This is a genomic window from Proteiniborus sp., from assembly GCF_040308045.1.
In the GTDB taxonomy this organism is placed as follows: domain Bacteria; phylum Bacillota; class Clostridia; order Tissierellales; family Proteiniboraceae; genus Proteiniborus.
On record NZ_JAWRHZ010000030.1, the window covers coordinates 91,830 to 113,403 of the forward strand.

Below are 21,574 nucleotides of genomic sequence, written 5' to 3' on the forward strand. Positions count from 1 at the left end.
AATATATATTACTTAGTTGTGTCAAACCACGTTCTAGTTTTATTTGCAATCCTAACTAAAGTAAGCATCACTGGGACTTCAACAAGTACACCTACAACTGTAGCAATGGCTGCTCCAGAGTTTAAACTGAATAAAGAAATAGCAACTGCTACAGCAAGCTCAAAGAAATTAGATGCTCCAATCATTCCAGCAGGTGCTGCTATATCGTGAGGTAGCTTCCATGCTTTTGCCCAAATATACGAAATAAAAAATATCAGGAATGTTTGAATAATCAGTGGCACAGCTATAAGAACTATGTTAAGAGGATTATCAACTATTATTTGACCTTGGAATGAAAATATGATTATTAAAGTTAATAATAGCCCTATTATAGTAATATTGCTAAACTTAGGAATAAAAGTCTTTTCAAAATACTCTATTCCTCTTTTCTTAGTAATTACTACTCTTGAAATCCAACCAGCTACTAGTGGAATAACTACGAATAGTACCACTGATAAAAACAGTGTTGACGAAGGTATTGATATATCGCTCATACCAAGTAAAAATGCTACTATAGGTACAAACGCTACTAAAATTATTAAATCATTTGTTGCAACTTGAACAAGGGTATATGCTGGATTCCCTTTTGTTAAATGGCTCCAAACAAATACCATCGCTGTACAAGGTGCTGCTCCTAACAATACTGCCCCCGCAAGATACTCTTTTGCAAGATTTATAGGGATTAAGTCTTTAAATACTACATAAAAAAAGAATGAAGCTATTGCATACATTGTAAAAGGTTTAATCAACCAGTTTGTTACCCATGTAACTATAAGACCTTTTGGATTTTCTCCAACTTTTTTTATGCTATTGAAGTCAACCTTTAACATCATAGGATATATCATTAACCATATTAAGATTGCTACTGGTACTGATACACTATTGTATTCAAATTTACTCAAAAATTTAGGTATACTTGGGAGATAAACTCCTATAAGTACTCCTATTCCCATACATATTGCTACCCAAATTGTAAGATATTTTTCAAAAAAGCTAATTCCTGATTGTAATTTTTCTTTCGCCATCTCTGTTCCACCTTTTGTATAATATTGATGTTTTTCGCTAGTAAGTTCCATTTTAGAACTTAAATAGATTAAGGCTTGTTTGATTATATTTCCTAAAACCATTTCTATTTTTCTAAAATTTTAACGATTTCTTTTGGTTTTAATACCTTTCCAAATGAAACAACTTTTTCGTCTATAACTAATGCTGGTGTAGTCATTACTCCATGAGCCATGATTTCCTTAAAGTCTGTTACTTTTTGTATCTCTGCTTTCACTCCTACTTCTTTAAGTGCTGCCTCGGTGTTTTCCTTTAATGCAACACAGTTTCTACAGCCTGAACCTAAAATTTTGATTAGCATAATATCACTCCCTATATAAATAGATATCCAAAGGCATTAAATGTATAACCAATTATTATAATTCCTGCTGTCACAATACCTATAAAAATGCCTAAAAGCTTTGTCTTAACAACTTTCTTTAACATAATCATAGATGGTAGAGATAATGCTGTTACTCCCATCATAAAGGCTAGTGCTGTCCCAAGTCCTACTCCTTTTGCAATTAATGCTTCTGCAATAGGTAGTGTACCAAATATATCAGCATACATTGGTATTCCTACAAAAGTAGCTATGAGTACTGAGTACCATTTATCTTGCCCTAATACTGCAGATATAATGGATTCTGGGATATAGTTGTGGATAGCAGCTCCTATGCCTACTCCTAAAAGAATGTATAACCACACTCTTTTTATTATATCCAGGACTTGGTCTTTCGCAAAATTGACCCTATCACTTGTAGTCAATTCATTTTGTTCTATATCAAGAACCTTATTGCCAAATACAAATGATTCTACGTATTTTTCAAGATTTAATTTACTAATAACAGTCCCACCTATAACTGCTAGAATCAGTCCAACAATCACATATGCTATTGCTACTTTCCAGTTAAATATACTTGCAAGCAAAATAACTGATGCTAAATCTACTAATGGAGAAGATATTAAAAATGAAAATGTAGTACCTATTGGTAGTCCTGCACTTGTAAATCCGATAAACAACGGTATAGATGAACATGAGCAGAATGGTGTTACAGTACCAAGTAATGCAGATAAAATATTGGCTGTTATTCCATTAAATCTACCCAGTATTTTTCTAGTTCTTTCTGGAGGAAAGAAACTTTGTATATATGAAATTCCAAATATTAAAACAGAAAGTAAAATAAATATTTTGATTACATCATAGATAAAAAAGTGAATACTCCCGCCTAATCTACTTTCTATACTTAGGCCAAATACATTTTCAACAAACAATTTTACTAAATTAAAAAGCCATTCCATTTTAAGTAGCTGAGCATTTAGCCACTTGAATAGTATCATAAAACCATCTCCTAGCATTTATTATTTGGTTTGTCACTTCTACTATTTCTTGATTTGATATCATCAAATAACTCTACTAACAAATTTAAGCAGTTATTGTTTATCCTATATTTCATCCATATTCCATCTCGTCTACTATCAACAAGACCACTTTCGCTTAGAATTTTCATATGATATGAAAGAGTTGGTTGAGTGATATTAAATTCTTCAAGTATATTGCAGGCGCAAAGTTCTCCCTCAGAAAGCATATAAAATATTTTAACTCTTGTTTCATCCGCTAGCGCTTTCATGTATAAGGCGTATTGCCCATAATCTTCGTTCATTTTTATTTCCCTCCAAAATGTGAAATATTTAAATACATAGATAATTATCTATATGTATTATATGCCAATATATAGATAATTGTCAATATGTTTTAAAATATAAAATCCCTAAGCAAAATGCTTAGGGATTTTATATTCCCATGATGCCGGCTGTCTAGCTAATTCACACCCGCACTTCTGCAGGTGGGTGTCCTGCCATTAATCGCTGATGTCCAGGTAAACAGGCATATCATTAATTAATGAACTTAGACTCCCGTATATCATATGTCGGTTGAATTACCATAGACTATCGAACATCTCAGGAAACTCTTTATATTTTAATTATACTATATATCACCAAAATTTCAAATCAAAATATAATAGAAAATCCTTCTATATTTACTATAACCTATATTTATTTAAATTATTATTATTTTTTCTCAATACTTCATACTTTTTTAGTAACTATTTTTCAATGCATTTGAAGCTACTTGCTGAGACAAACTAAGCTGCTTCATTAATAATGGTATTTAGCTCTTCTTCATCCATGGTTTCATTTATCAGTAATCTTTCAACTATACTTTCTAGTTTGTTTATATTTTCATAAATTAGGCTTAAGGTTTTTGTGTATAGCTCTGAAATTAGTTTTTTTGCTCTGTCAACAATGTATGAGTTGCTACCAATATTATCTCCTAATAAAACCTCGTAGTTTAATAATCCAGCAACATCATCCATACCATATCTTCCAATCATGGAAACAATCATATCAGTTGCCTTTTGTAAGTCATTTAATGCACCTGTAGTTATTTTGTCTTTACCAAAAATAATTTCTTCTGCCGCTCTTCCACCTAATGCGACCATGATGTGATTTAATATATCTTCTTTAGATTGATATAGTTTATCAGGAGGTATGTTCATACTAAATCCTCCAGCTCCCTTTGTACTTGGTATTATACTAATTTTCGTCACTCTATTCAAGGGAGAGGTAAGTTTTGTAACTAATGCATGTCCCGCTTCATGATATGCAGTGACTTTTTTCTCATTAATTGATATATAGCTTCTATCCTTCTTTTCTTCTCCCGCTATTACAGTATAAAAAGCTTTATCTATATGGCTCATGTTTATACTACTGTCATTGAATCTGGCTGCTAACATAGCTGATTCATTCATTAAGCTTTCTAGCTTAGCACCGCTAAAGTAAACTGTTTGATAAGCAATTTTCTTTAAATCAACTTGCTTGCTTATTGGTTTGTTTTTGCTATGAAGTTCTAGTATTTTATATCTAGCGTTAATATCAGGTAGGCCTACCTCAAGCTGTCTATCGAACCTTCCTGGTCTCAATAGAGCTTCATCTAATGTATCAACTCTATTAGTTGCAGCGATGACTATAATTCCTTGATTTTCTTTAAATCCTGACATTTCTGTTAATAGTGCATTAAGTGTTCTGTCACTCTCATCCGAAGAACCATTTGAGGCTCCACCCTTTCTTTTTTTACCTAAAGCATCTATTTCGTCAATAAATATTACACACTTTCCTGCTGCTCTAGCTTTTTTAAATAGACTTCTTATCCTGCTCGCACCTAATCCAGCATAAACTTGTATAAAGTCAGAGCCTGTCACTGCAAAGAAGGGTACATTTGCTTCACCTGCTAAAGCTTTTGCAAGTAATGTTTTACCTGTTCCTGGAGGCCCATAAAGTAATACCCCTCTAGGCATTCTTGCGCCATATCTTTCATATTTTTCTGGTTCTCTAATAAAGTCAACCATTTCTCTTAAACTTTCTTTTACTTCATCGTTTCCTGCTACATCGTCAAAGGTTGTATTAGAAGAAGGCTTACCATCTCCATCAATATCAGACATTTGAGTTATCTCTTTTTGTGCCATTCTGTTAGAGTTTTTACTTACAAAATAAAAGAGACCACTAAAGGCTAATAGTACAACAATCATCGTTAACAAATCTTTAATAGTATTACTGCCGTTTGTTTCCTTTACATCAACACCAGAACTAAGAAGCTTTTCTTTAAAATCTTCGGTCCTAGGATTATCTGTTTTAAACAACTTTCCATCTTTAAATACCCCTGTTATTTCTGCTTCACCTGTTAAGTTGACAGATTTTATACTCCCATTTTCTAATTTCTTATTGAAATCTATATATGATATTTCTTTAACTTCTCTTCTGCTGCTTGAAAAAACAAATGCAGATACTATTACTATAGCTATGACAGCAATTAGTATAATTAGGTTTCTTTTGTTCTTTAACAGCTTCATATTTGTCCCCTTCCTAGTTTACATAATATATAATAATTATAACACAACGCTTCTTTTATGTCTATTTAAAAGCAACTAAGTTTACATAACGCAAAATATGGAAGGGGATATTCCTTCCATATCTTATCTTTATTATTTAGTTTTTATCCATTTGATTTTAATATTTTTAGTAGCCTATCTAAGTTTTCGTTTTGCTCTTTTGTTAATAAGGGGCGAAGAGCTTCTAATTGATTAAGCTTAGTCATAAATTCTTCTTTCCCCATATCATCAGTTAACTTTTTATTGAGTTTAATAATCTCAAAGAAAATTTCATCTCCTGATTTATTTGAGTACTGCTCTGCAAATTTTTTTACAGTCTCAAGTTGTTCTTCTGTAGGCTCTATTTTTTCTTTTATTTGCTCAATTACTTCTTCAATGTTTTTATTTTCATTTTCCATTTACATTCCTCCTATTTAAATTATATATAAGTCTATGTAAATAAGAGCATGTCATATTACAAGAAGAAAATATATAAAAAAATTTGTAACAGAAAAATTTTCATTACATATTATAACTATAGATATTATTTATAAATTTATTCTAGGGAGGCATGGAATTGAATGAATTAGTACCAATCCCTTCAAATCAAAATATTACTGAAAAATCAAATTTACATATTAATAGATTGATTTTTCTATTACCTTTAGTGCTTTTGATTAGCAATTCTTCGCAAATATTTACAAAAAAAGACAAGAATTTATTAGGTCTTAGTAGTGACTTAATGGCCTCCATCGATTTTAAAAGCTTAAATGAAAAAGTAGATATTATAAAAAAAATAGGACCTTATCTACCTGAGACTGTCGTAGATCCTATAAACTCAATTGTTTTCTTGGTTGAAAAGGCAACTAAAGTCATAGGACTTGTAGAGATTATATCAACAAATAAGTCTTATACACCAATTGTAGCTCTAGAAAATTTAACTAATAGAGATAGGGTAAATGGGATATTATCAACTATAAATGATGAAGTAGCTGACGAAAGGCTTAATAATATTAAACCCATTATTGATGTAGCTTTGAATTTTGATAAATATAAAGCATTAGTTAATATGGTGTCAAGTTTAGGAAATATGAATAATAAAATAGATACAATAGCAAGTACTCCGCCTAAAGCCGAGATACCTATACAACCTAGGGAAAATAAAGTAAATCAAATAGAAGATATAGTAAATGTTATGAAGCCTTTGCTTGGCAATGATGATAAAAAGGTAAATCAGTTAAATAACATGGTAAATGCTATAAAGCCAATGCTAGAAAAAAAGGACAATAAAACAAATCAAATGGAAAATATGATAAATGCAATAAAACCAATGCTAGGTAATAACGAAAATATCTCCTCTGAAAAAGTAGGAGATATGTTGAAAATGATTGAATTGTTGAATGTTTTAAGTCCAAAAGGAGATAATAAACCACAAGAGGAACGGTGAAAACCGTTCCCTAAATGTTATAAGGATAACGTCCTAATTTTAATTAGCTAAATCTGATGTACAAGTCAGTGTTCTTAGAAATTTCTAGGGATAATCTGTATGATCATTGCCTAAATAATTTAGTTCACTTACTACATTAACTATATGATTATTTTTGTCATGCTCAATGTTTACACTTGCAAGTCTTGCATCGTCTTGTCTAAAAATAAGATATTGCTTTAATAAGTCATTTGCTGATTGTTTATCTACATCATTATAGACTAGAAAAAACTCTTTTTCTGGTATTTCTAAAGATAGGGTATATATTCCCTTTTCGTCTCTTATTCTTGTTTCTCTAATACTATTTAACATAGAATCACCTCAGAGTTTATTATTCCCTAAAGATAACTCTTTTTACACAAATATTAATAAAAATCATAAAAAATATGTTTAAACTTTATTTTTTTGGTAAAAATTATAATGAGTATTAATAAATATGGACTTTGCTTATTTTTCTCCACTGCCCCCGTAAGCAAGGTCCATTTTTCTTTCTAGTGTAACAAAAAAGTCAAATGATTAATATATTATATTAACCAATGATTTGGTCACAATTAATTCAAGGGGGTTTTCTAATGGCTGATAGAAATAATTGCTTTGGAGGAATTGGTAATGGTGATTCCTTATTGTTCTTCTTCCTTCTCCTAGTAATAATCTTCTGCGGATTTTGGGGTGGAGGCTGCGGATTCTGCCGTTAACAAATTAAATGAATACAAAAATACAGATTGCGGTGAAAATTATATAATTTCACCGCAATTTGTATTTAATTTCTTAAATATACAAGTAAATTCTCCATGTCATTAGGTAAACTAGCCTCTATATCCTTTTCTTCACCTGTTCTAGGTTGTACAAATCTAAATCTAAAAGCATGTAAAGCCTGCCTGTTTATTATAGGACTTGGTTCGTCATATAGCTCATCGCCTATTATAGGGTGGCCAATATGCTTCATATGTACTCTTATTTGGTGGGTCCTACCTGTTTCAATTTTCACCTCGAGCAAAGTAGCTGTACCTAGTCTTTCTACTACCTTATATTTTGTTATGGCATTTTGCCCACTATCCATTACAGTTCTTATCATAGGCTCATCTTCTTCTTTTCCAATAGGTAAGTCTATGACATCTTGGTCTTTTTCTACAACTCCCTTAACTATAGCCAAATATTTTTTATCTATAGTGCCTTCTTCCATTTGTTTTGACATTTGCTGATGTGTAAAAGAATTTTTCGCAATTACTAGCACTCCTGATGTACCCATGTCTAATCTATTTATAAATCTAACTTTTTTATTTATGTTATTTTCTTTAAAATAATAGGCTACACCATTGGCAATTGTATCATCTTGATGACTTTTAGTAGGGTGAACTACTATATTAGATTGTTTGTTTAAAATCAAAAAATCGTGGTCTTCATAAATAATATCTATAGGAATATCTATTGGTATAGTGTTCTCTATTTCATCTTCCATAAACATTGCAATTTTGTCACCCTTTTTTACTTGAACGCTACTTTTCGCTATTTTCCCATTTAGATATAATTGTTTGTTTTTTTGAAGTCTTCTAAACAACCTACCTGATATCCCATAGTTTTGTTTTAATACTTCTTCTATTGTAAGTCCAGTTGTATTTATATCAAAAATAATTAGGCTTTCACTTTCTTTCATATTCTTCCTCCGTTTTATATTTAACACAATTAGTGTATAATAAACATATATTATTTTATTCTTGCTATTTTTGCAAATAGGATTTGGAGGGAGCTAGTTTGGTTAATGTATCAAAAGAAAAAAAAATAATTAATATAATAAATAATAATGATATTCGCTCTAAAGAAACTTCCATGCTTTTGGAGGCCCAACTAAAGAAATATGGTTATACTATTTCTGATGAATTCAACTATAATGCAGAATTAAGTATATGTATAGGTGGAGATGGTGCTTTCTTAAGAGCTGTGCATAAGCATGGTTTTCCATACATACCTTTTATAGGAGTTAATACTGGACATCTAGGCTTCTTCCATGAAATTACCCCTGAAAAAATTAATACATTTGTTGAAAATTACACCAAAGGAAAATATAAACTGGAAGACATATATCTTGTTGAAGCTATAGTATGTACAAGGACTAGTTGCATGGAGCTTGTAGGAGTTAATGAAATTGTTATAAAAGGCATAGAGTCAAAAGTCATACATCTAAATGTTTCAATAGCTGATAATCATTTAGAATGCTTTAGTGGTGATGGACTAATTGTATCTACTCCTAGTGGAAGCACTGCCTACAATCTTTCAGCTGGTGGAAGTATCGTATATCCAGCCCTTAAAACTTTACAGCTAACACCTCTATGTCCAATAAACTCAAAGGCCTATAGATCTTTACAAAATAGTGCAATAATACCTGATGGAATGACTATAAAAGTAAATCCTGAATATAGAGATGAAAATACTGTCCTTATAGTTGTAGATGGTAAACAATTTAAATATGATAATGTAGTAGAAGTTATTTTTAAGCTTTCTGATATGACCTTAAGAAGGCTCACCCTAGATAGTCAAGACTTTTGGTCTAAGGTTAGAGACAGATTCATATAATATTCAAGGATTCATTAAGCTTAACATTAGCATGTCATCTGAACGCAGTCGAAGGGTTTCTAAACTCTTCACTTCGTTCAGTATGACAGTGTAATGGATTTTTATATATCAAATTTTAGTACGAGCTTAGTATTGTTTCTCATTTCTGTTGCAATAATATAATGCCTAAAAGTTCTTGAACAAAATCTATCTAGTTCTTTCAAGTTTATTTCTTCTATTTCATAAATTGATACATCTGTTTCCTTCCAACCATAAGAAAGCAATTTATTTGCAGAGTCTTTCTTTATTAGCTCTAAGGGTATTGAACCAAAAATATTGCCACCCTCTACGTTATTTGACATCCAAAATTTATTATGTAATTCTAACACCTTTGCACTTTTTAGGTCATCCGTCCTTCTTTCTCCAAATTTTTCTAAGTAGTCACCATCGTAATAATTTTTAACTTCTATAGGTTTATATAAGAAAGGTAGTGTACTTATTAGTGTAAATCCTGGATAATCATTAGAAGCCTTATTGATTCTATTATTTCCATATTTATCAATATTAGTACTTTGTTCTTTAATCATCTTAGTCAAATTAAGCAATTCATCTGCTAGCTGGTTCACTTTGTCGTAATTATTGCAATAAATATATGATTCCATTTCACTTACAAGTCTTTTTACTATTTTAATTGTATTTCTCATGCTCTCACCTTTCCTGCTTATTCTTTAATATACTTTTTCATTAGTATGTATAACTACATCTCTAGATTTTGCTTTCTTAAGCCCTATTCCTATAAACAACCATACAAAAATTGATATCTGTGACTGAAAGCAAACTGCATCAAATAAACCATTTACTAATAATGTAATACAAAAGCCAAATGAAATAACACTAATCTCTTTATTGCTAAAAACATCTTCCTTGATTTCATTCCAAAGATATTTTATAAAGAAGATGAAAAAAAATAAACCGATTATACCCGTATCTGCTAGCTTCTGTAGATATATATTATGTACATGAGATATATAGGCTTTTAAATCATTTGAGTATAAAGGAATTTCCTCCCATATTGTGCCTGGTCCTATTCCCAATATTAAGTTATCCTTTATGATTTTTATTGCTGCTATCCAGATTTTAATTCTATACTCAATACTTGAATCAGCTATCATGTTTTTAGGAAGTAGTCTGCCTATATCACCTAAAAAATCAAACGAAAAAAATATTATTGGAAATAGTACTGCATATTTTATATATTTAGTGTTAATAAAAGATAGCACTATAAATGATATGCAAAGAGAAAACCAACCATTTCGTGAATAGGTTAACAATAAGCATATCAATGATAATATAAAACAAGAAGTAGCTAATGTTTTATTTTTATGAGTTTTATTTGTTTCAAACTGTACTAATCCAGTCAAAAGGCTAAGATTTAAAAACACGGCTAGAATATTTGGATTATAAAAGGTCGAATATGCTCTAAAGTCAATGTTATACACATTGGTATCAACCCAACTATTAGGCATATCACCATTAAAATAAAAAAATTGAAAAATGCCAATAATTGAGACCAAGACGCCTAAATACATTAACAGTAAAATAATCTTTTCAACATGACTTTCGTCTAGATAACAGCTTACTATCGAGCAAAACAATATTTTAATTATATATAAAATTGAAAAGAAAATACTTACATACCATAATTCTGAAAATAAGGATGATAGAAGTGTTGAAATAGCCATCAATAATAGAACTTTATTTTGAATTAAATGATCCCAAATAGCTTTCTCTTGTCCAAAAACAATTATCATTGCTATTAGTATCCCAATTAATAAATATGAACCTACTGGAAATAAAGCTCCTAATATTAATATAGTAAATATTATATAAACTATAATTCTGTCTAACTTCATCCCTATATTACTCTCCTATGTACACTATTTTATTATTAAAACAATATTAAATCAATAGTAAAGGCTTCCTCATATGATTGAGAAAGCCTTTATTACTAAATAAGTTTTTCCATTTTGTCTACAAGCTCTCCAAAAAGCTTGAGTGCTTTTTCAACAGGTTCAGGTGTAGTCATATCAACACCAGCTTCTTTAAGTACATTTATAGAATAGTCAGAACTTCCACTCTTTAAAAATCCAATATATTTTTTGGTAGCACTTTCGCCTTCATCTAGTATCTTCTGAGATAATGCTGTAGCTGCAGAAAAACCAGTTGCATATTGGAAAACATAGTAATTATAATAAAAATGAGGAATTCTAGCCCATTCTATAGCTATCTCATCATCTACTATAATATCTGAACCATAATATTTTACATTTAGAGCTTTATATGTTTCACATAACCAATCTGCAGTTAAAGATTCTCCCTTTTCTACATGTTCATGTATTGTAAGTTCAAACTCAGCAAACATAGTTTGACGATAAATAGTCCCTTTAAATTGTTCTAAGTAATGATTAAGAAGATATAACTCCTCTTCTTTTGTCTTAACATTTTTAAGCATATAATCCATTAACAAAGCTTCATTAGTAGTTGAGGCAACTTCAGCTAAAAATATGCTGTACCCCCCATATATATAAGGTTGGTTCTTTTTAGAATAATAGCTATGAAGTGAATGGCCTAACTCATGAGCTAATGTAAATACATTATCTAAAGTATCTTGATAATTTAAAAGAATAAATGGATTTGAATCGTAAGTTCCCCACGAATATGCTCCACTTCTTTTACCTCTATTTTCATAAACATCTACCCATCTATCATCCAAGCCTTCTTCTACTATGCTTACATACTCTTCGCCAAGTTTTTGCAATCCTTTTAATACTATGTCTTTTCCCTCTTCAAAAGGCACTTTCATATCTACATCTTTTACTATTGGTGTATATAAGTCATACATATGTAGTTCATCTAAGCCTAATGCTTTCTTTCTTAAACTTACATATTTATGTAGTGAGCTTAGATTATCTCCAACGGTTTTTATTAAATTATGATATACCTCTGTTGGTATATTATTTTCATTTAATGAAGCTTCTAATGAACTATTATAATTCCTAAGCTTTGAATAAAATATATTTTTCTTTACATTTCCGCTTAAAGTTGATGCAAAAGTATTTTTGTAATTGTAATAAGTATCATATAAAGCTTTAAAAGTGTCATGTCTTACTCTTCTGTCTTTATTCTCCATTAAAGGTATATAGCTTCCATGTGTTATTTCAACATCATTACCATATTCATCTTTAATTGTAGGGAATCTTAAGTCGGCATTATTTAACATTCCAAAGGTATGTTCTGATGTAGTTGATATATCTCCTGTTTGTGCTAATATTGCTTCCTCTCTTGGAGTTAGAGTATGCTTTTTCTTCCTCAAAATATTATTTAAAAAATGATAATAAACTTTTAATTCTTTAGTTTCTTCTAAATAATTTTTAATTTTCTCTTCATCTAGCATAAGAAGTTCCGGTACTATAAATGATTGACTTTCTTCAACTTCTACCATTAATCCAGTAGCTCTATCAGTTAAGGCTTGATATGTACTATTTCTAGTGTCTTCATCTTGTTTCATCTTAGCATATGTATATATATTGCTAGTGATTCTAGATAACTTATCATTGAGAGTTAATACTTCTAATAAAGTCTTGCTGCTATTGCCAATCTGTTCTTTGTATTTCTTTATTTCCTTTGATAGCTCTTTTGCCTTTTTAAAATCTTCCTCCCACGACTCATCGCTTGCATACAATGTGGCTAAATCCCACTTGTACTTAGAATCAATATCTTTTCTTTCTTTTGGTTTTTTAAAATTATTCTCCACAATTATCCCTCCCCATGTTATATATAACATTCTACACTTTTTCAGAATTTTTTTCCACATTAGGTTTAGCTTTTAATTTAATGTTAATAGTTAAGATTAGATCTAAAAGAACTGATGAATCTCATATTTTCAATTTAATGTTCTACTTTAACATCAATACTATTAACTTTTTTTAAAAACATGATTAAGCAACCTGCTGTTGTTCTTTGTGCAAGGGGAAGCGAGCAACGGGTTACTTTATAAAACCTGAGGCTGTCATCTTTGATTTTTTTGAACTGTTTATGAATTCTTAGTGCTACTTTTGTATTAAATCTTACAAAATCTTCAATGTCATCAAATATTATTGGTTTGTCTGATGTTTTAAACTCCTTGACTTTGTTGTATGCAATCTTAACAAAATTCTCATATTGCCTATGATTATCTAAAAGTCTTATGTTTACATGTTGAGGAATTGTCAGGTCTTGAATTATGTGAACGCTAGCTCCTAAATAAAGCATTGATTCTTCAATATCATTTTTTTTAAAGCTATCAACAGCTATTTCATAGTATTTTTTAGTCAGCTTTAAAGCGTTACCATGTCCATATAAACCTTTTTTCTTTGTGGGATTATAGAAATGATTGATACTCTTAAAATCTTGGTCTGCCCAAACTACACCTTTGTTAATAATGTCAATGTATTTTTCATATTGATTGACCTCAATATGGTATCCGTTATCACCAAGGACATTAAGAGCATAGTTATTAATAAACTGATGAACTTTTGCCTCTGTTTTTATAATTGTTTTTTTAAATGGATTAATAGCCTTTAGAATACTTCTAAAAGCCTTGCCGTAATATAGTTCTATAGTTTTCATATTATCTACCTCATAGCATAAATTTACTCTACCTTTATAATGCCCAAAAAACGAAAAAAGAAGATTAATTTTATTATTAATCTTCTTTAAAAATAGTTTTTTTCGATAAATTATTATAAAAGTATAGTCACAAATTTTATTGAATATAAATCTGCAAGAAGTATGTCGTCTGTTCTAGTTTCTCTCAGTACAATATGGTCTATTCCCACGTCTAAAAGTGTACCTTCTTTATCTATTAGCATATTGGTGCCAAGTATAAATTCAACCTTAACAGGCCTTCCTATAAAGTCTTTTAATTGTCCTTGGATATAGTCATTACCCCTCATAACTGGTGGACCTGGTTCAGGTGCAAAGTCCACAGGCTGTCGTGTTGTAGGGGGAAGTATTGCAGGTGGTTGTGTAACTGGTTGCCCTCCTGTTGGTGGAAAACCTGGTTGCATACCAGCCCAAGGTGGTACAGCTATTGGATTATAGACAGTTCCAGGAGAATATATACATGGGGGCATCATTGGCGTAGCTGGAACTCTATATCTACTATCATCATTTTGCTGCTTTTTCATAAAATCCCTCCTTATTTTTAAGTGCTACTATAAAGCTGTGTCGGATCATAGAAACAGTGCTGACCTATTCTTGAATTTAAAGCACCTGAGCCATTATATGGGAATGCAGGAGGACAAGTAGGCACAAAAGGATTCATATACCATAAACACCTACCAATATTCCATAATTTATTGCCAGATAAAGCCCAGTCCGCTATTTGATAGTGTATTTCTTCTGGAGGATTAGCCCAAATAGTCTGGGGATTAGTTCTACCTCCAATTACGCTTCTCATGCAGTCAAATTGACCTTGTTGATTTATTACTTTTCTTAAATCACCTTGAGCTACTCTTCTATACTCTCCATTTGCTACATTTACTCGATTCATTATTACAGTAGCTACAGCCTTCATTCCAGTTTCGCCTTCGCCACCAGCTTCGCACTTTATGACTCTAGCAAATAACTCTCGATTGGAATAAGCCATTATGTCATCCCTCCCTTGTCTTTTGCTACTATTAATATATTTAAATTGATATACATTTGCTACAAAACGAAGAAAATAAAAGAGTGGAAAAGCTCAAAAAAAAGGGGAATTCTCTTCCCCTACTTGTTTATAATCTGTATTGCTTTTTTCATTATATCTCTAGCTATTGGTGCTGCCTCAGTTCCTCCAGTTTTTCCACTGTTCTCAACTATAACAGCTATTGCAACTATAGGATTATCTGCTGGTGCAAATCCAATAAACCAAGCATGCTCTTTACCAGTTTCATTTTCTGCGGTTCCAGTTTTTCCTGCTACTTTAATATTCTTAATCCTTGCATTTCTTCCAGTGCCCTTATCCACAACATCAATCATCATAGATTTCAATTGCTCTGCTATCTCTGGGCTAGTGGTCTTTGATAAGAGTTCAGTTTTGTTTTTCTTTAAGACTCTACCCTTGTTGTTTATTATTTCCTTTACCAAAATAGGCTTCACCATATCTCCTTGATTTGCTACTGCAGAAGCTACCATCGCCATGTTTAACGGTGTAACAAGGATTTTCCCCTGTCCTATAGCCGAAGCTCCTAGCTCTGGTTTAGACCCGATTTTTTCTGGAAAGCTTGATTTTGCTGTTCGCAAATCAAAAGGAATATTGGCATTAAGCATATAATTTTCTGCTGTTCTTCTAAGCTTATCGTCACCTACTTCAAGCCCAATTTGACTAAAAGCTATATTGCACGAATCTACTAACGCTTCTTTTAAGTCTACTTCCCCATGAGCTTTTCCTTTGTAATCTTTAAGCACATATCCATCAATATTAATTGAACCTTCACAGTTGTAAGTTTCATCAGTATTTTTGTTTTCTAGGGCTGCAGTTGCAGTTACCACTTTAAATATTGAACCTGGAGTATACAGCCCCATAGTTGCTCTGTTTAATAGTGGGCTGTCTTCATTTGCTACAATTTCATCCCAATTTTCTTTCAAAGTAGATGGATTAAATGAAGGACTGCTTATCATTGAGTATATTTCTCCTGTCTTAGGATTCATCAATACAATGGAGCCCTTCCTATTGCCTAATAATTTGTATGCATAATTTTGAATTTCATGGTCAATTGCAAGAACTACATTATTTCCTACCGATTCTCCATCATTTAGTATATTTTTTAATTCTCCTATAGGATTTGAATCATTTAAATTTAATAACTCTTTGTTATAAATTGCTTCTATGCCTGACTTTCCATATTCTCTAGAGCTGTATCCAATTATGTGGCTGTATATTTTACCGTATTTGTAATTTCTAGTCTGAGCTTTCTCTGTTTTTACGCTATTGACTAATATAGTACCTCTTCTATCGGTAATTTCTCCTCTTAAAATATTTTCTTCATTTATCCATTGTCTCTTGTTATAGCTACTAGTCACAATTTTATCTGCTGTAAATATTTGAAAATAGCTTATATATAAAATAAGGATAATAAATAAAGCGCATAAAGAAATGAGTATTTTAATTATCCTCTTGGATTCTGTGTTCATCTTCTTCCTCCTGTTCTAAATCAAGTTCTTCTGAAGCTACTTGTAAGATTCCAAGAGCAGCGAAGCTAGATACTAACGAACTACCACCATAGCTTACAAAAGGCAAAGTAATACCAGTTAAAGGAATCATCTTAGTAACTCCTCCTAAAATAATAAAAGCTTGATAACCAAACATTAAAGTAATACCTAAGGCAATAATTCTAAAAAATAGATTTTGCTGCTGCAAAGCTATTTTAACACCTCTATATACAATAATTAGGAACAGAAATATTATTGCTATACCAGTGAATACTCCCATTTCCTCACATATTGCAGAAAATATGAAATCATTATGAACCTCTGGAATGAATTCTGGATGTCCAAGACCAATTCCTGTTCCAAAAAAGCCTCCTGACGCAATAGCAAACAATGACTGTGTTATTTGATATCCTTTGCCATCAATATCAGCCCAAGGATTTATCCATGTCTCTACTCTTACTCTAACATGATTAAATATAAAATAGCTCAATATTCCTAAGACCATTGCTCCAGCCATGTTATATAGTATCAACTTTCTATCTTCCTCATAGACATATAGGATTGAAATGAAGAGAAGAAAAAATAGCATTGCAGTTCCTAAATCCTTTTGAATAAACAAAAATCCAATATGAGCATAAACTACAGCTAAGTATATCAGTTTGTTATTGTATTTTTCTTTATTTACATAATAAGAGGCAAGAGAAAAGATAAATAATATTTTAATCATTTCTGCTGGTTGGAAGCTAGAACCAAAGATTATAATCCAGTTTGTAGCTCCTTTATTCTTAGTTCCAAAGATTAAAGTTGCCAAGAACAATATTAGAGATAGTCCTAAATAAAAATAAAGCAATTTATCCCAATGTTTTATATTTTTAACGATAAAGTAAGACATAAAAAATACTATTATTCCAATTCCAAACCATATAACTTGTTTAAAACCAAGTGCTGGATTTATTCTATAAATCATTATAATACCTATACTTATAAGCATAGTCACAATTAAAAAAATGTAGTTATCTCCACTTGAAATCTTATATAATACGAAGCTAGATAAATAAATAGTAACAATCAATATGATTGCTGAATATATAATATTTTTTTCAAGCTCAGTATTAAATGTTATTAATAATAACAAAGCTAAAATATTAATAAGCATTAAAAGATTCTGCGGTGATTTAACACTAAGCAGTTTTTTTGCCATTATATACACTCCTTAATCTCCTTGTATAAAAAGGAACTCTACCTGTCCAAATTTTATTCTGTCACCATCCTTAAGCTTTACAACATCTAAGACTCTTGTATCATTTACAAGAGTTCCATTAGCGCTTTCTAGGTCCTCTAGAAAGTATTCTTCTTCATCTAGAGTAATTCTAGCATGACTTTTGGAAATATAAGGATCCCTTAAGACAATATCATTTTGAGTTCCTCTTCCAATTGAGACTTCATCTTCTAGTACATATACTTCCTTTATTTTAAAAGGTAAAGTATCTTTTCTATTTAGCAGCTTCAAATACGATGTCCCGTCACTAATTGAACCACCCATACTCTTAATATCTAAGTATATCATTCTAATTATACCTATCATAAAAAGATAAATTAGCAATATAAAGATATATCTAAACATCATTGAAAGTACATTAAACACTAAACCACCACCAAAATTATCATATTCAACCTATGTTAATAATCTATCACAAACTTTAATTATTTAAAATACTTAATTGAAAATGCTGATTAAATTCCCTAATTTTGTTATAATACTATTATTTTATAACAAATATGACTTTAAGTTATGTAATTATGATTATTACCTTAAATACCCTTTATAACCTGCCTATTATCAGCATCTAAAAATTTATTCTTAATATAATGAAGTATAGTATAAAAAAACTACGTCTTACATGTATAACAATATTAAAATAATATTGGAATAATATCATATTATTAGCTTATGAATAACAATTAAAATAGGAAAGGAGAATCCATATGAGTAAACAATTATATCGCTCAAGGGAAAATAAAGTAATAAGCGGGGTATGTGGTGGTTTTGCTGAATATTTTGATATTGATCCTGTAATTGTAAGACTAATATGTGTGTTATTATTTTTCACAAATGGCGTTGGGTTCATTGCATATATTGTATGCATGATTATCATACCAGAAGCACCTTTTGATCATAAGCAAAAGTATAATAACCCATATGATGAAAATACTAATGATTCAAGTATTAATAATGAGGGCTATAATGAAAGCTCTAATGAAGAATCTAATCAACAATACACCTATAAAAATAGCTATCCAGAAAACAAAGACGAAAGAAATAAAATGATACTCGGAGTTGCTTTAATTGGTTTAGGAATATTTATCTTTGCTAAAAAACTATTTTATTGGTTCGACTTTGTAAACCTTGGTGGAATTATACTTGTTCTTATCGGTGCATATATAATAGTCAATGGGAGGGGAAAAAGCAATGAAAAGAAATAATATTATTTTTGGAGTAATTCTGGTGTTTTTCGGTTTGTTTTTATTGCTTAATAACCTTGACCTAATTAGATGGTCTATAATTGAAGTAGCATTTGACTTATGGCCATTAATATTAATTGCAGTAGGTGCATCAATAGTCTTTAATGATAAGAAAACTGTTAAAACTTTAGTTTGGATAGGTTTCTTCGCAATAATTATTGCTTATGGATTTTATTTGCAATATAGCAATTATCAATTGCCAGCAAATACTAATCCAGATGTATCTTATGAACTTGAAAACAATGTAAAAACAGCTTTATTAGAACTTGACTTAACTGGTGTTGATCTTAAAATTAACACATCATCAAACACCGCTTTATTAGACGGCTATATAGGAAATCCCAATGTCGATAAAAAAATAAACTATCTGCATGGTGGAGAAAGAGCAGAAATTGCTTTTAGAGAAAAAACTAGAAGAATTAATCTTACGGGCAATAAAGGTTATACTAGCAACTTCTACCTTTCGGATAAAATAACTTGGGACATTGATGGAGATATTGGTGCTGTAAGTGGTGATATGGATTTAAGAAGTCTTAAAGTAAATAATATTAATCTAGATTTTGGAGCTGGAGATATAAATCTTCTTCTAGGAAATAGTGCTGACTTTTTGAATGTAGATATAGATGCTGGAGCTACTGATATTAATGTGGTAGTACCAAAGGATTTGGGAGTAAGAGTTAAACTAGATGGTGGGTTAAAGCATAGTAATCTTAAAAGTTTAAACTGGAACCTTGTAAATGGTTGGTACGTATCTCCAAATTATGAAGCTTCTTCATCAAAGGCAAGTATAGATGTCGATATGGGAGTAGGAAATTTCGATTTGAAAGTTGAATAGAACAAGAATTGATGGAAAAATAATAGAAATACATGTTCTCGGTTTCGTTTAGTATTTCTATTATTTTTCTTAATTTTAGTTCTTATTTTATCCTAACTCCATACATTTTCTGTCCCCTAGTACCTACTACTATCATATTTTCAAAGACAGCAGGAGAACCTTCTACATTTGCTCCAAGATTTATCTTGTATAAAGCATTACCTGTAGCCCCTTCTATTAAAAACATATTTCCTGCTGAATCACATAATACTATGTATCCAACGCCATCTTCTGTATATATGGCTACTGGTGAACTCCAGCTATAATTAGTTAAGTTTAGTTTCCAGAATTCTTCCCCTGTTTTTTTATCCAGAGCTACAATTAAGCCACTACTAAATCCTTCACACCTTGCAATATTAAAAATCACGATGTTGTTTAAATTATGCTTTCCCACTACTGGAGTTGCTAACAATCCCCCATTATTTGGCCGTTTTCCTAATATAGAGTCACAGATATAGGATTGCTCCCATATTAGATTGCCAGAAAGTGCATCTATTTTTCTTATATAGCTTTTGCCCTTTTCACCTTGTTTGTCTACTTCACATCCGGTATAGAGAAAAACTCCTTCTTCATTTTCTTCTAATACTATGGTACTGTCAGTATCATCTGTTATATCTCTTATCCAAACTGGCTTTAGCTCATTTACATCAATACATTGTAGCCAACCGCCGTTATCAGCAAAATAAGCTAGGTTTTTATACATTGCTACTGAATTTTCAATACCTTGATACTGGTTCCCATCGATTTTATATCTATACTTATGAATCTGAGGAGCTATGATGATTTTATTTTCTTTTAAGTTGAATTCGGTATTTAATTTTACCTTATAGAACAAGCCATTTTCTCCGCATATAAACATATAATCTGTTTCCTTGTCAATTAGAGCAGTAGAGTCAAAGGCTGGCCATCCTCTATATGCAAACTTATCTACTCCATTTATGAAATATAATCTTTCTTGATTTAATAAACTAAATATTCTATAGCCTGTCTCTACTGTTCTCCCACCTACTTTATTTAAACCCTGTCCAGCATATAATAGTGGAAATCCCCTTGGATCTACTGTAATACTTCCTTTTATAGAAGCAGGTACTTTAATAGGCTCTCGTGTGTATTCTCCATCATCTAAATCAATAAAGTATATATTTCCATCTAGTGTTCCGTAAATAACTTCTCTCAAGCCTGTTTTTTCTTTTTTTCCTTCACTAATATTCATTAGCTTTCTAATTTCTTCATCCCATTCAACTATAGAAGGTTGACCGTTCCATCCAACACCAGTCCAACCATCTATGCTACCAGTTAATAGTTCCCATACTATCTCTAATTTCTTTTCATTGACGCTTGCGTACCCATAGCTTGCAGAATCCCTGAAGGTATTGCCTCTAAAGGTAGTTATACCTTTTAATGCAGAATAATCGGTTTCTAACTTCATGGAAATGGATTCACTGTTGCTTATTTCTTCTGAGGTATCCTCATTTAGAAAAGCTTGATACTCAATCTTTTCCAATAAGGATCTATCTATTTCTTCTTCCTTTATTTCTGCAACTGGATTATAGTATGTTTCATATTCCTCATCATTTGAAATTGTTTCTGTAATTTCACTTTCAATTTCTTTGTACTTATTTTGTATTTCTTCTGCTGTTTTTACAGTCTTATCTTTTCCTTTTATCTCATTATTATTTTCATTTGTATTAGTAAAATTAAAAATAAAATTAAAGATAAGTATTACTAAAATGATTTTAAGGGTAAGATGTGACATAAGAAATGATTTCCCTCCCCTGAACAAAATTGTATCTGTACATGTATATGTATAAAAAATATGGAAATGTCTTGTTCAAGGATTTCTTTACTATAATACTAATGAATGGTAAAATTAAAAAAAACGGAATATTCTATGAATTTTAA

The 21,574-nt window shown here is 30.8% G+C and carries 23 protein-coding genes and 1 other RNA gene; 5 read left to right on the forward strand and 19 right to left on the reverse strand.

Annotation, left to right across the window (positions count from 1 at the left end; translation table 11 throughout):
* Positions 1-8: 8 nt before the first annotated feature.
* The 7 genes from arsB to ABV008_RS05950 all read right to left on the reverse strand — a co-directional run bounded on the left by arsB (position 9) and on the right by ABV008_RS05950 (position 5,425).
* On the reverse strand, positions 9-1,064 hold the full coding sequence (gene arsB / locus ABV008_RS05920; RefSeq protein WP_352418967.1) for an ACR3 family arsenite efflux transporter: 1,056 nt from the start codon (positions 1,062-1,064) through the stop codon (positions 9-11).
* 104 nt (positions 1,065-1,168) lie between these two features.
* On the reverse strand, positions 1,169-1,402 hold the full coding sequence (locus tag ABV008_RS05925; RefSeq protein ID WP_352418894.1) for a thioredoxin family protein: 234 nt from the start codon (positions 1,400-1,402) through the stop codon (positions 1,169-1,171).
* Between the two features lie 11 nt (positions 1,403-1,413).
* On the reverse strand, positions 1,414-2,418 hold the full coding sequence (locus tag ABV008_RS05930; protein ID WP_352418895.1) for a permease: 1,005 nt from the start codon (positions 2,416-2,418) through the stop codon (positions 1,414-1,416).
* A gap of 11 nt (positions 2,419-2,429) precedes the next feature.
* Positions 2,430-2,741, reverse strand: coding sequence for an ArsR/SmtB family transcription factor (locus ABV008_RS05935; protein WP_352418896.1), 312 nt, complete (start codon positions 2,739-2,741; stop codon positions 2,430-2,432).
* 131 nt (positions 2,742-2,872) lie between these two features.
* Positions 2,873-3,049, reverse strand: a non-coding RNA gene (gene ssrS, locus ABV008_RS05940) — 6S RNA.
* A 175-nt stretch (positions 3,050-3,224) separates the two neighbouring features.
* Positions 3,225-4,988, reverse strand: a complete 1,764-nt coding sequence (locus ABV008_RS05945) for an ATP-dependent metallopeptidase FtsH/Yme1/Tma family protein (RefSeq protein ID WP_352418897.1) — start codon at positions 4,986-4,988, stop codon at positions 3,225-3,227.
* Between the two features lie 143 nt (positions 4,989-5,131).
* Positions 5,132-5,425, reverse strand: coding sequence for a hypothetical protein (locus ABV008_RS05950; RefSeq protein WP_352418898.1), 294 nt, complete (start codon positions 5,423-5,425; stop codon positions 5,132-5,134).
* Positions 5,426-5,583: 158 nt separating this feature from the next.
* Here ABV008_RS05950 and ABV008_RS05955 point away from each other — a divergent pair, with 158 nt between their 5' ends.
* Positions 5,584-6,453, forward strand: coding sequence for a hypothetical protein (locus ABV008_RS05955; RefSeq protein ID WP_352418899.1), 870 nt, complete (start codon positions 5,584-5,586; stop codon positions 6,451-6,453).
* An 84-nt stretch (positions 6,454-6,537) separates the two neighbouring features.
* Here the strand turns inward: ABV008_RS05955 and ABV008_RS05960 are convergent, their stop codons facing one another.
* A complete protein-coding gene (locus ABV008_RS05960; protein ID WP_352418900.1) occupies positions 6,538-6,804 on the reverse strand; it encodes a hypothetical protein in 267 nt (88 codons plus the stop codon).
* A 260-nt stretch (positions 6,805-7,064) separates the two neighbouring features.
* Between ABV008_RS05960 and ABV008_RS05965 the strand changes: the two genes are divergently transcribed.
* Positions 7,065-7,187, forward strand: coding sequence for a hypothetical protein (locus ABV008_RS05965; RefSeq protein WP_352418901.1), 123 nt, complete (start codon positions 7,065-7,067; stop codon positions 7,185-7,187).
* 65 nt (positions 7,188-7,252) lie between these two features.
* Here ABV008_RS05965 and ABV008_RS05970 read toward each other — a convergent pair whose 3' ends face one another.
* Positions 7,253-8,146 (reverse strand): RluA family pseudouridine synthase, encoded by an 894-nt coding sequence (locus tag ABV008_RS05970; protein ID WP_352418902.1) that lies wholly within the window; start codon positions 8,144-8,146, stop codon positions 7,253-7,255.
* A gap of 98 nt (positions 8,147-8,244) precedes the next feature.
* Here ABV008_RS05970 and ABV008_RS05975 point away from each other — a divergent pair, with 98 nt between their 5' ends.
* Positions 8,245-9,063, forward strand: a complete 819-nt coding sequence (locus ABV008_RS05975; RefSeq protein WP_352418903.1) for an NAD(+)/NADH kinase — start codon at positions 8,245-8,247, stop codon at positions 9,061-9,063.
* A 101-nt stretch (positions 9,064-9,164) separates the two neighbouring features.
* On the opposite strand, the gene ABV008_RS05980 is transcribed toward ABV008_RS05975, so the two are convergent.
* From ABV008_RS05980 to ABV008_RS06020, 9 genes are all read right to left on the reverse strand, one after another.
* Complete coding sequence (locus ABV008_RS05980; protein WP_352418904.1) at positions 9,165-9,746, reverse strand: hypothetical protein; 582 nt, start codon at positions 9,744-9,746, stop codon at positions 9,165-9,167.
* A 24-nt stretch (positions 9,747-9,770) separates the two neighbouring features.
* A complete protein-coding gene (locus tag ABV008_RS05985) occupies positions 9,771-10,955 on the reverse strand; it encodes an O-antigen ligase family protein (protein ID WP_352418905.1) in 1,185 nt (394 codons plus the stop codon).
* A 95-nt stretch (positions 10,956-11,050) separates the two neighbouring features.
* Positions 11,051-12,856 (reverse strand): oligoendopeptidase F, encoded by a 1,806-nt coding sequence (pepF, locus tag ABV008_RS05990; protein ID WP_352418906.1) that lies wholly within the window; start codon positions 12,854-12,856, stop codon positions 11,051-11,053.
* A gap of 134 nt (positions 12,857-12,990) precedes the next feature.
* Positions 12,991-13,710, reverse strand: a complete 720-nt coding sequence (locus ABV008_RS05995; RefSeq protein ID WP_352418907.1) for a zinc dependent phospholipase C family protein — start codon at positions 13,708-13,710, stop codon at positions 12,991-12,993.
* A gap of 113 nt (positions 13,711-13,823) precedes the next feature.
* Entirely contained in the window at positions 13,824-14,270 is a 447-nt protein-coding gene (locus ABV008_RS06000; protein WP_352418908.1) for a hypothetical protein, read from the reverse strand.
* A 17-nt stretch (positions 14,271-14,287) separates the two neighbouring features.
* A complete protein-coding gene (locus ABV008_RS06005) occupies positions 14,288-14,731 on the reverse strand; it encodes a cell wall hydrolase (protein ID WP_352418909.1) in 444 nt (147 codons plus the stop codon).
* Between the two features lie 119 nt (positions 14,732-14,850).
* Positions 14,851-16,257: a peptidoglycan D,D-transpeptidase FtsI family protein gene (locus tag ABV008_RS06010; protein WP_352418910.1), complete on the reverse strand. Its 1,407-nt coding sequence runs from the start codon at positions 16,255-16,257 to the stop codon at positions 14,851-14,853.
* Positions 16,229-17,476 (reverse strand): FtsW/RodA/SpoVE family cell cycle protein, encoded by a 1,248-nt coding sequence (locus ABV008_RS06015; RefSeq protein WP_352418911.1) that lies wholly within the window; start codon positions 17,474-17,476, stop codon positions 16,229-16,231. The genes ABV008_RS06010 and ABV008_RS06015 overlap by 29 nt, the downstream gene beginning before the upstream one ends.
* Positions 17,477-17,488: 12 nt before the next feature.
* On the reverse strand, positions 17,489-17,920 hold the full coding sequence (locus tag ABV008_RS06020; protein ID WP_352418912.1) for an FHA domain-containing protein: 432 nt from the start codon (positions 17,918-17,920) through the stop codon (positions 17,489-17,491).
* A 341-nt stretch (positions 17,921-18,261) separates the two neighbouring features.
* Here ABV008_RS06020 and ABV008_RS06025 point away from each other — a divergent pair, with 341 nt between their 5' ends.
* Complete coding sequence (locus tag ABV008_RS06025; RefSeq protein ID WP_352418913.1) at positions 18,262-18,759, forward strand: PspC domain-containing protein; 498 nt, start codon at positions 18,262-18,264, stop codon at positions 18,757-18,759.
* A complete protein-coding gene (locus tag ABV008_RS06030) occupies positions 18,746-19,633 on the forward strand; it encodes a toast rack family protein (protein ID WP_352418914.1) in 888 nt (295 codons plus the stop codon). Before ABV008_RS06025 ends, ABV008_RS06030 begins: the two co-directional genes overlap by 14 nt.
* An 82-nt stretch (positions 19,634-19,715) precedes the next feature.
* Here ABV008_RS06030 and ABV008_RS06035 read toward each other — a convergent pair whose 3' ends face one another.
* Complete coding sequence (locus tag ABV008_RS06035; protein WP_352418915.1) at positions 19,716-21,428, reverse strand: outer membrane protein assembly factor BamB family protein; 1,713 nt, start codon at positions 21,426-21,428, stop codon at positions 19,716-19,718.
* Positions 21,429-21,574 lie beyond the last annotated feature (146 nt).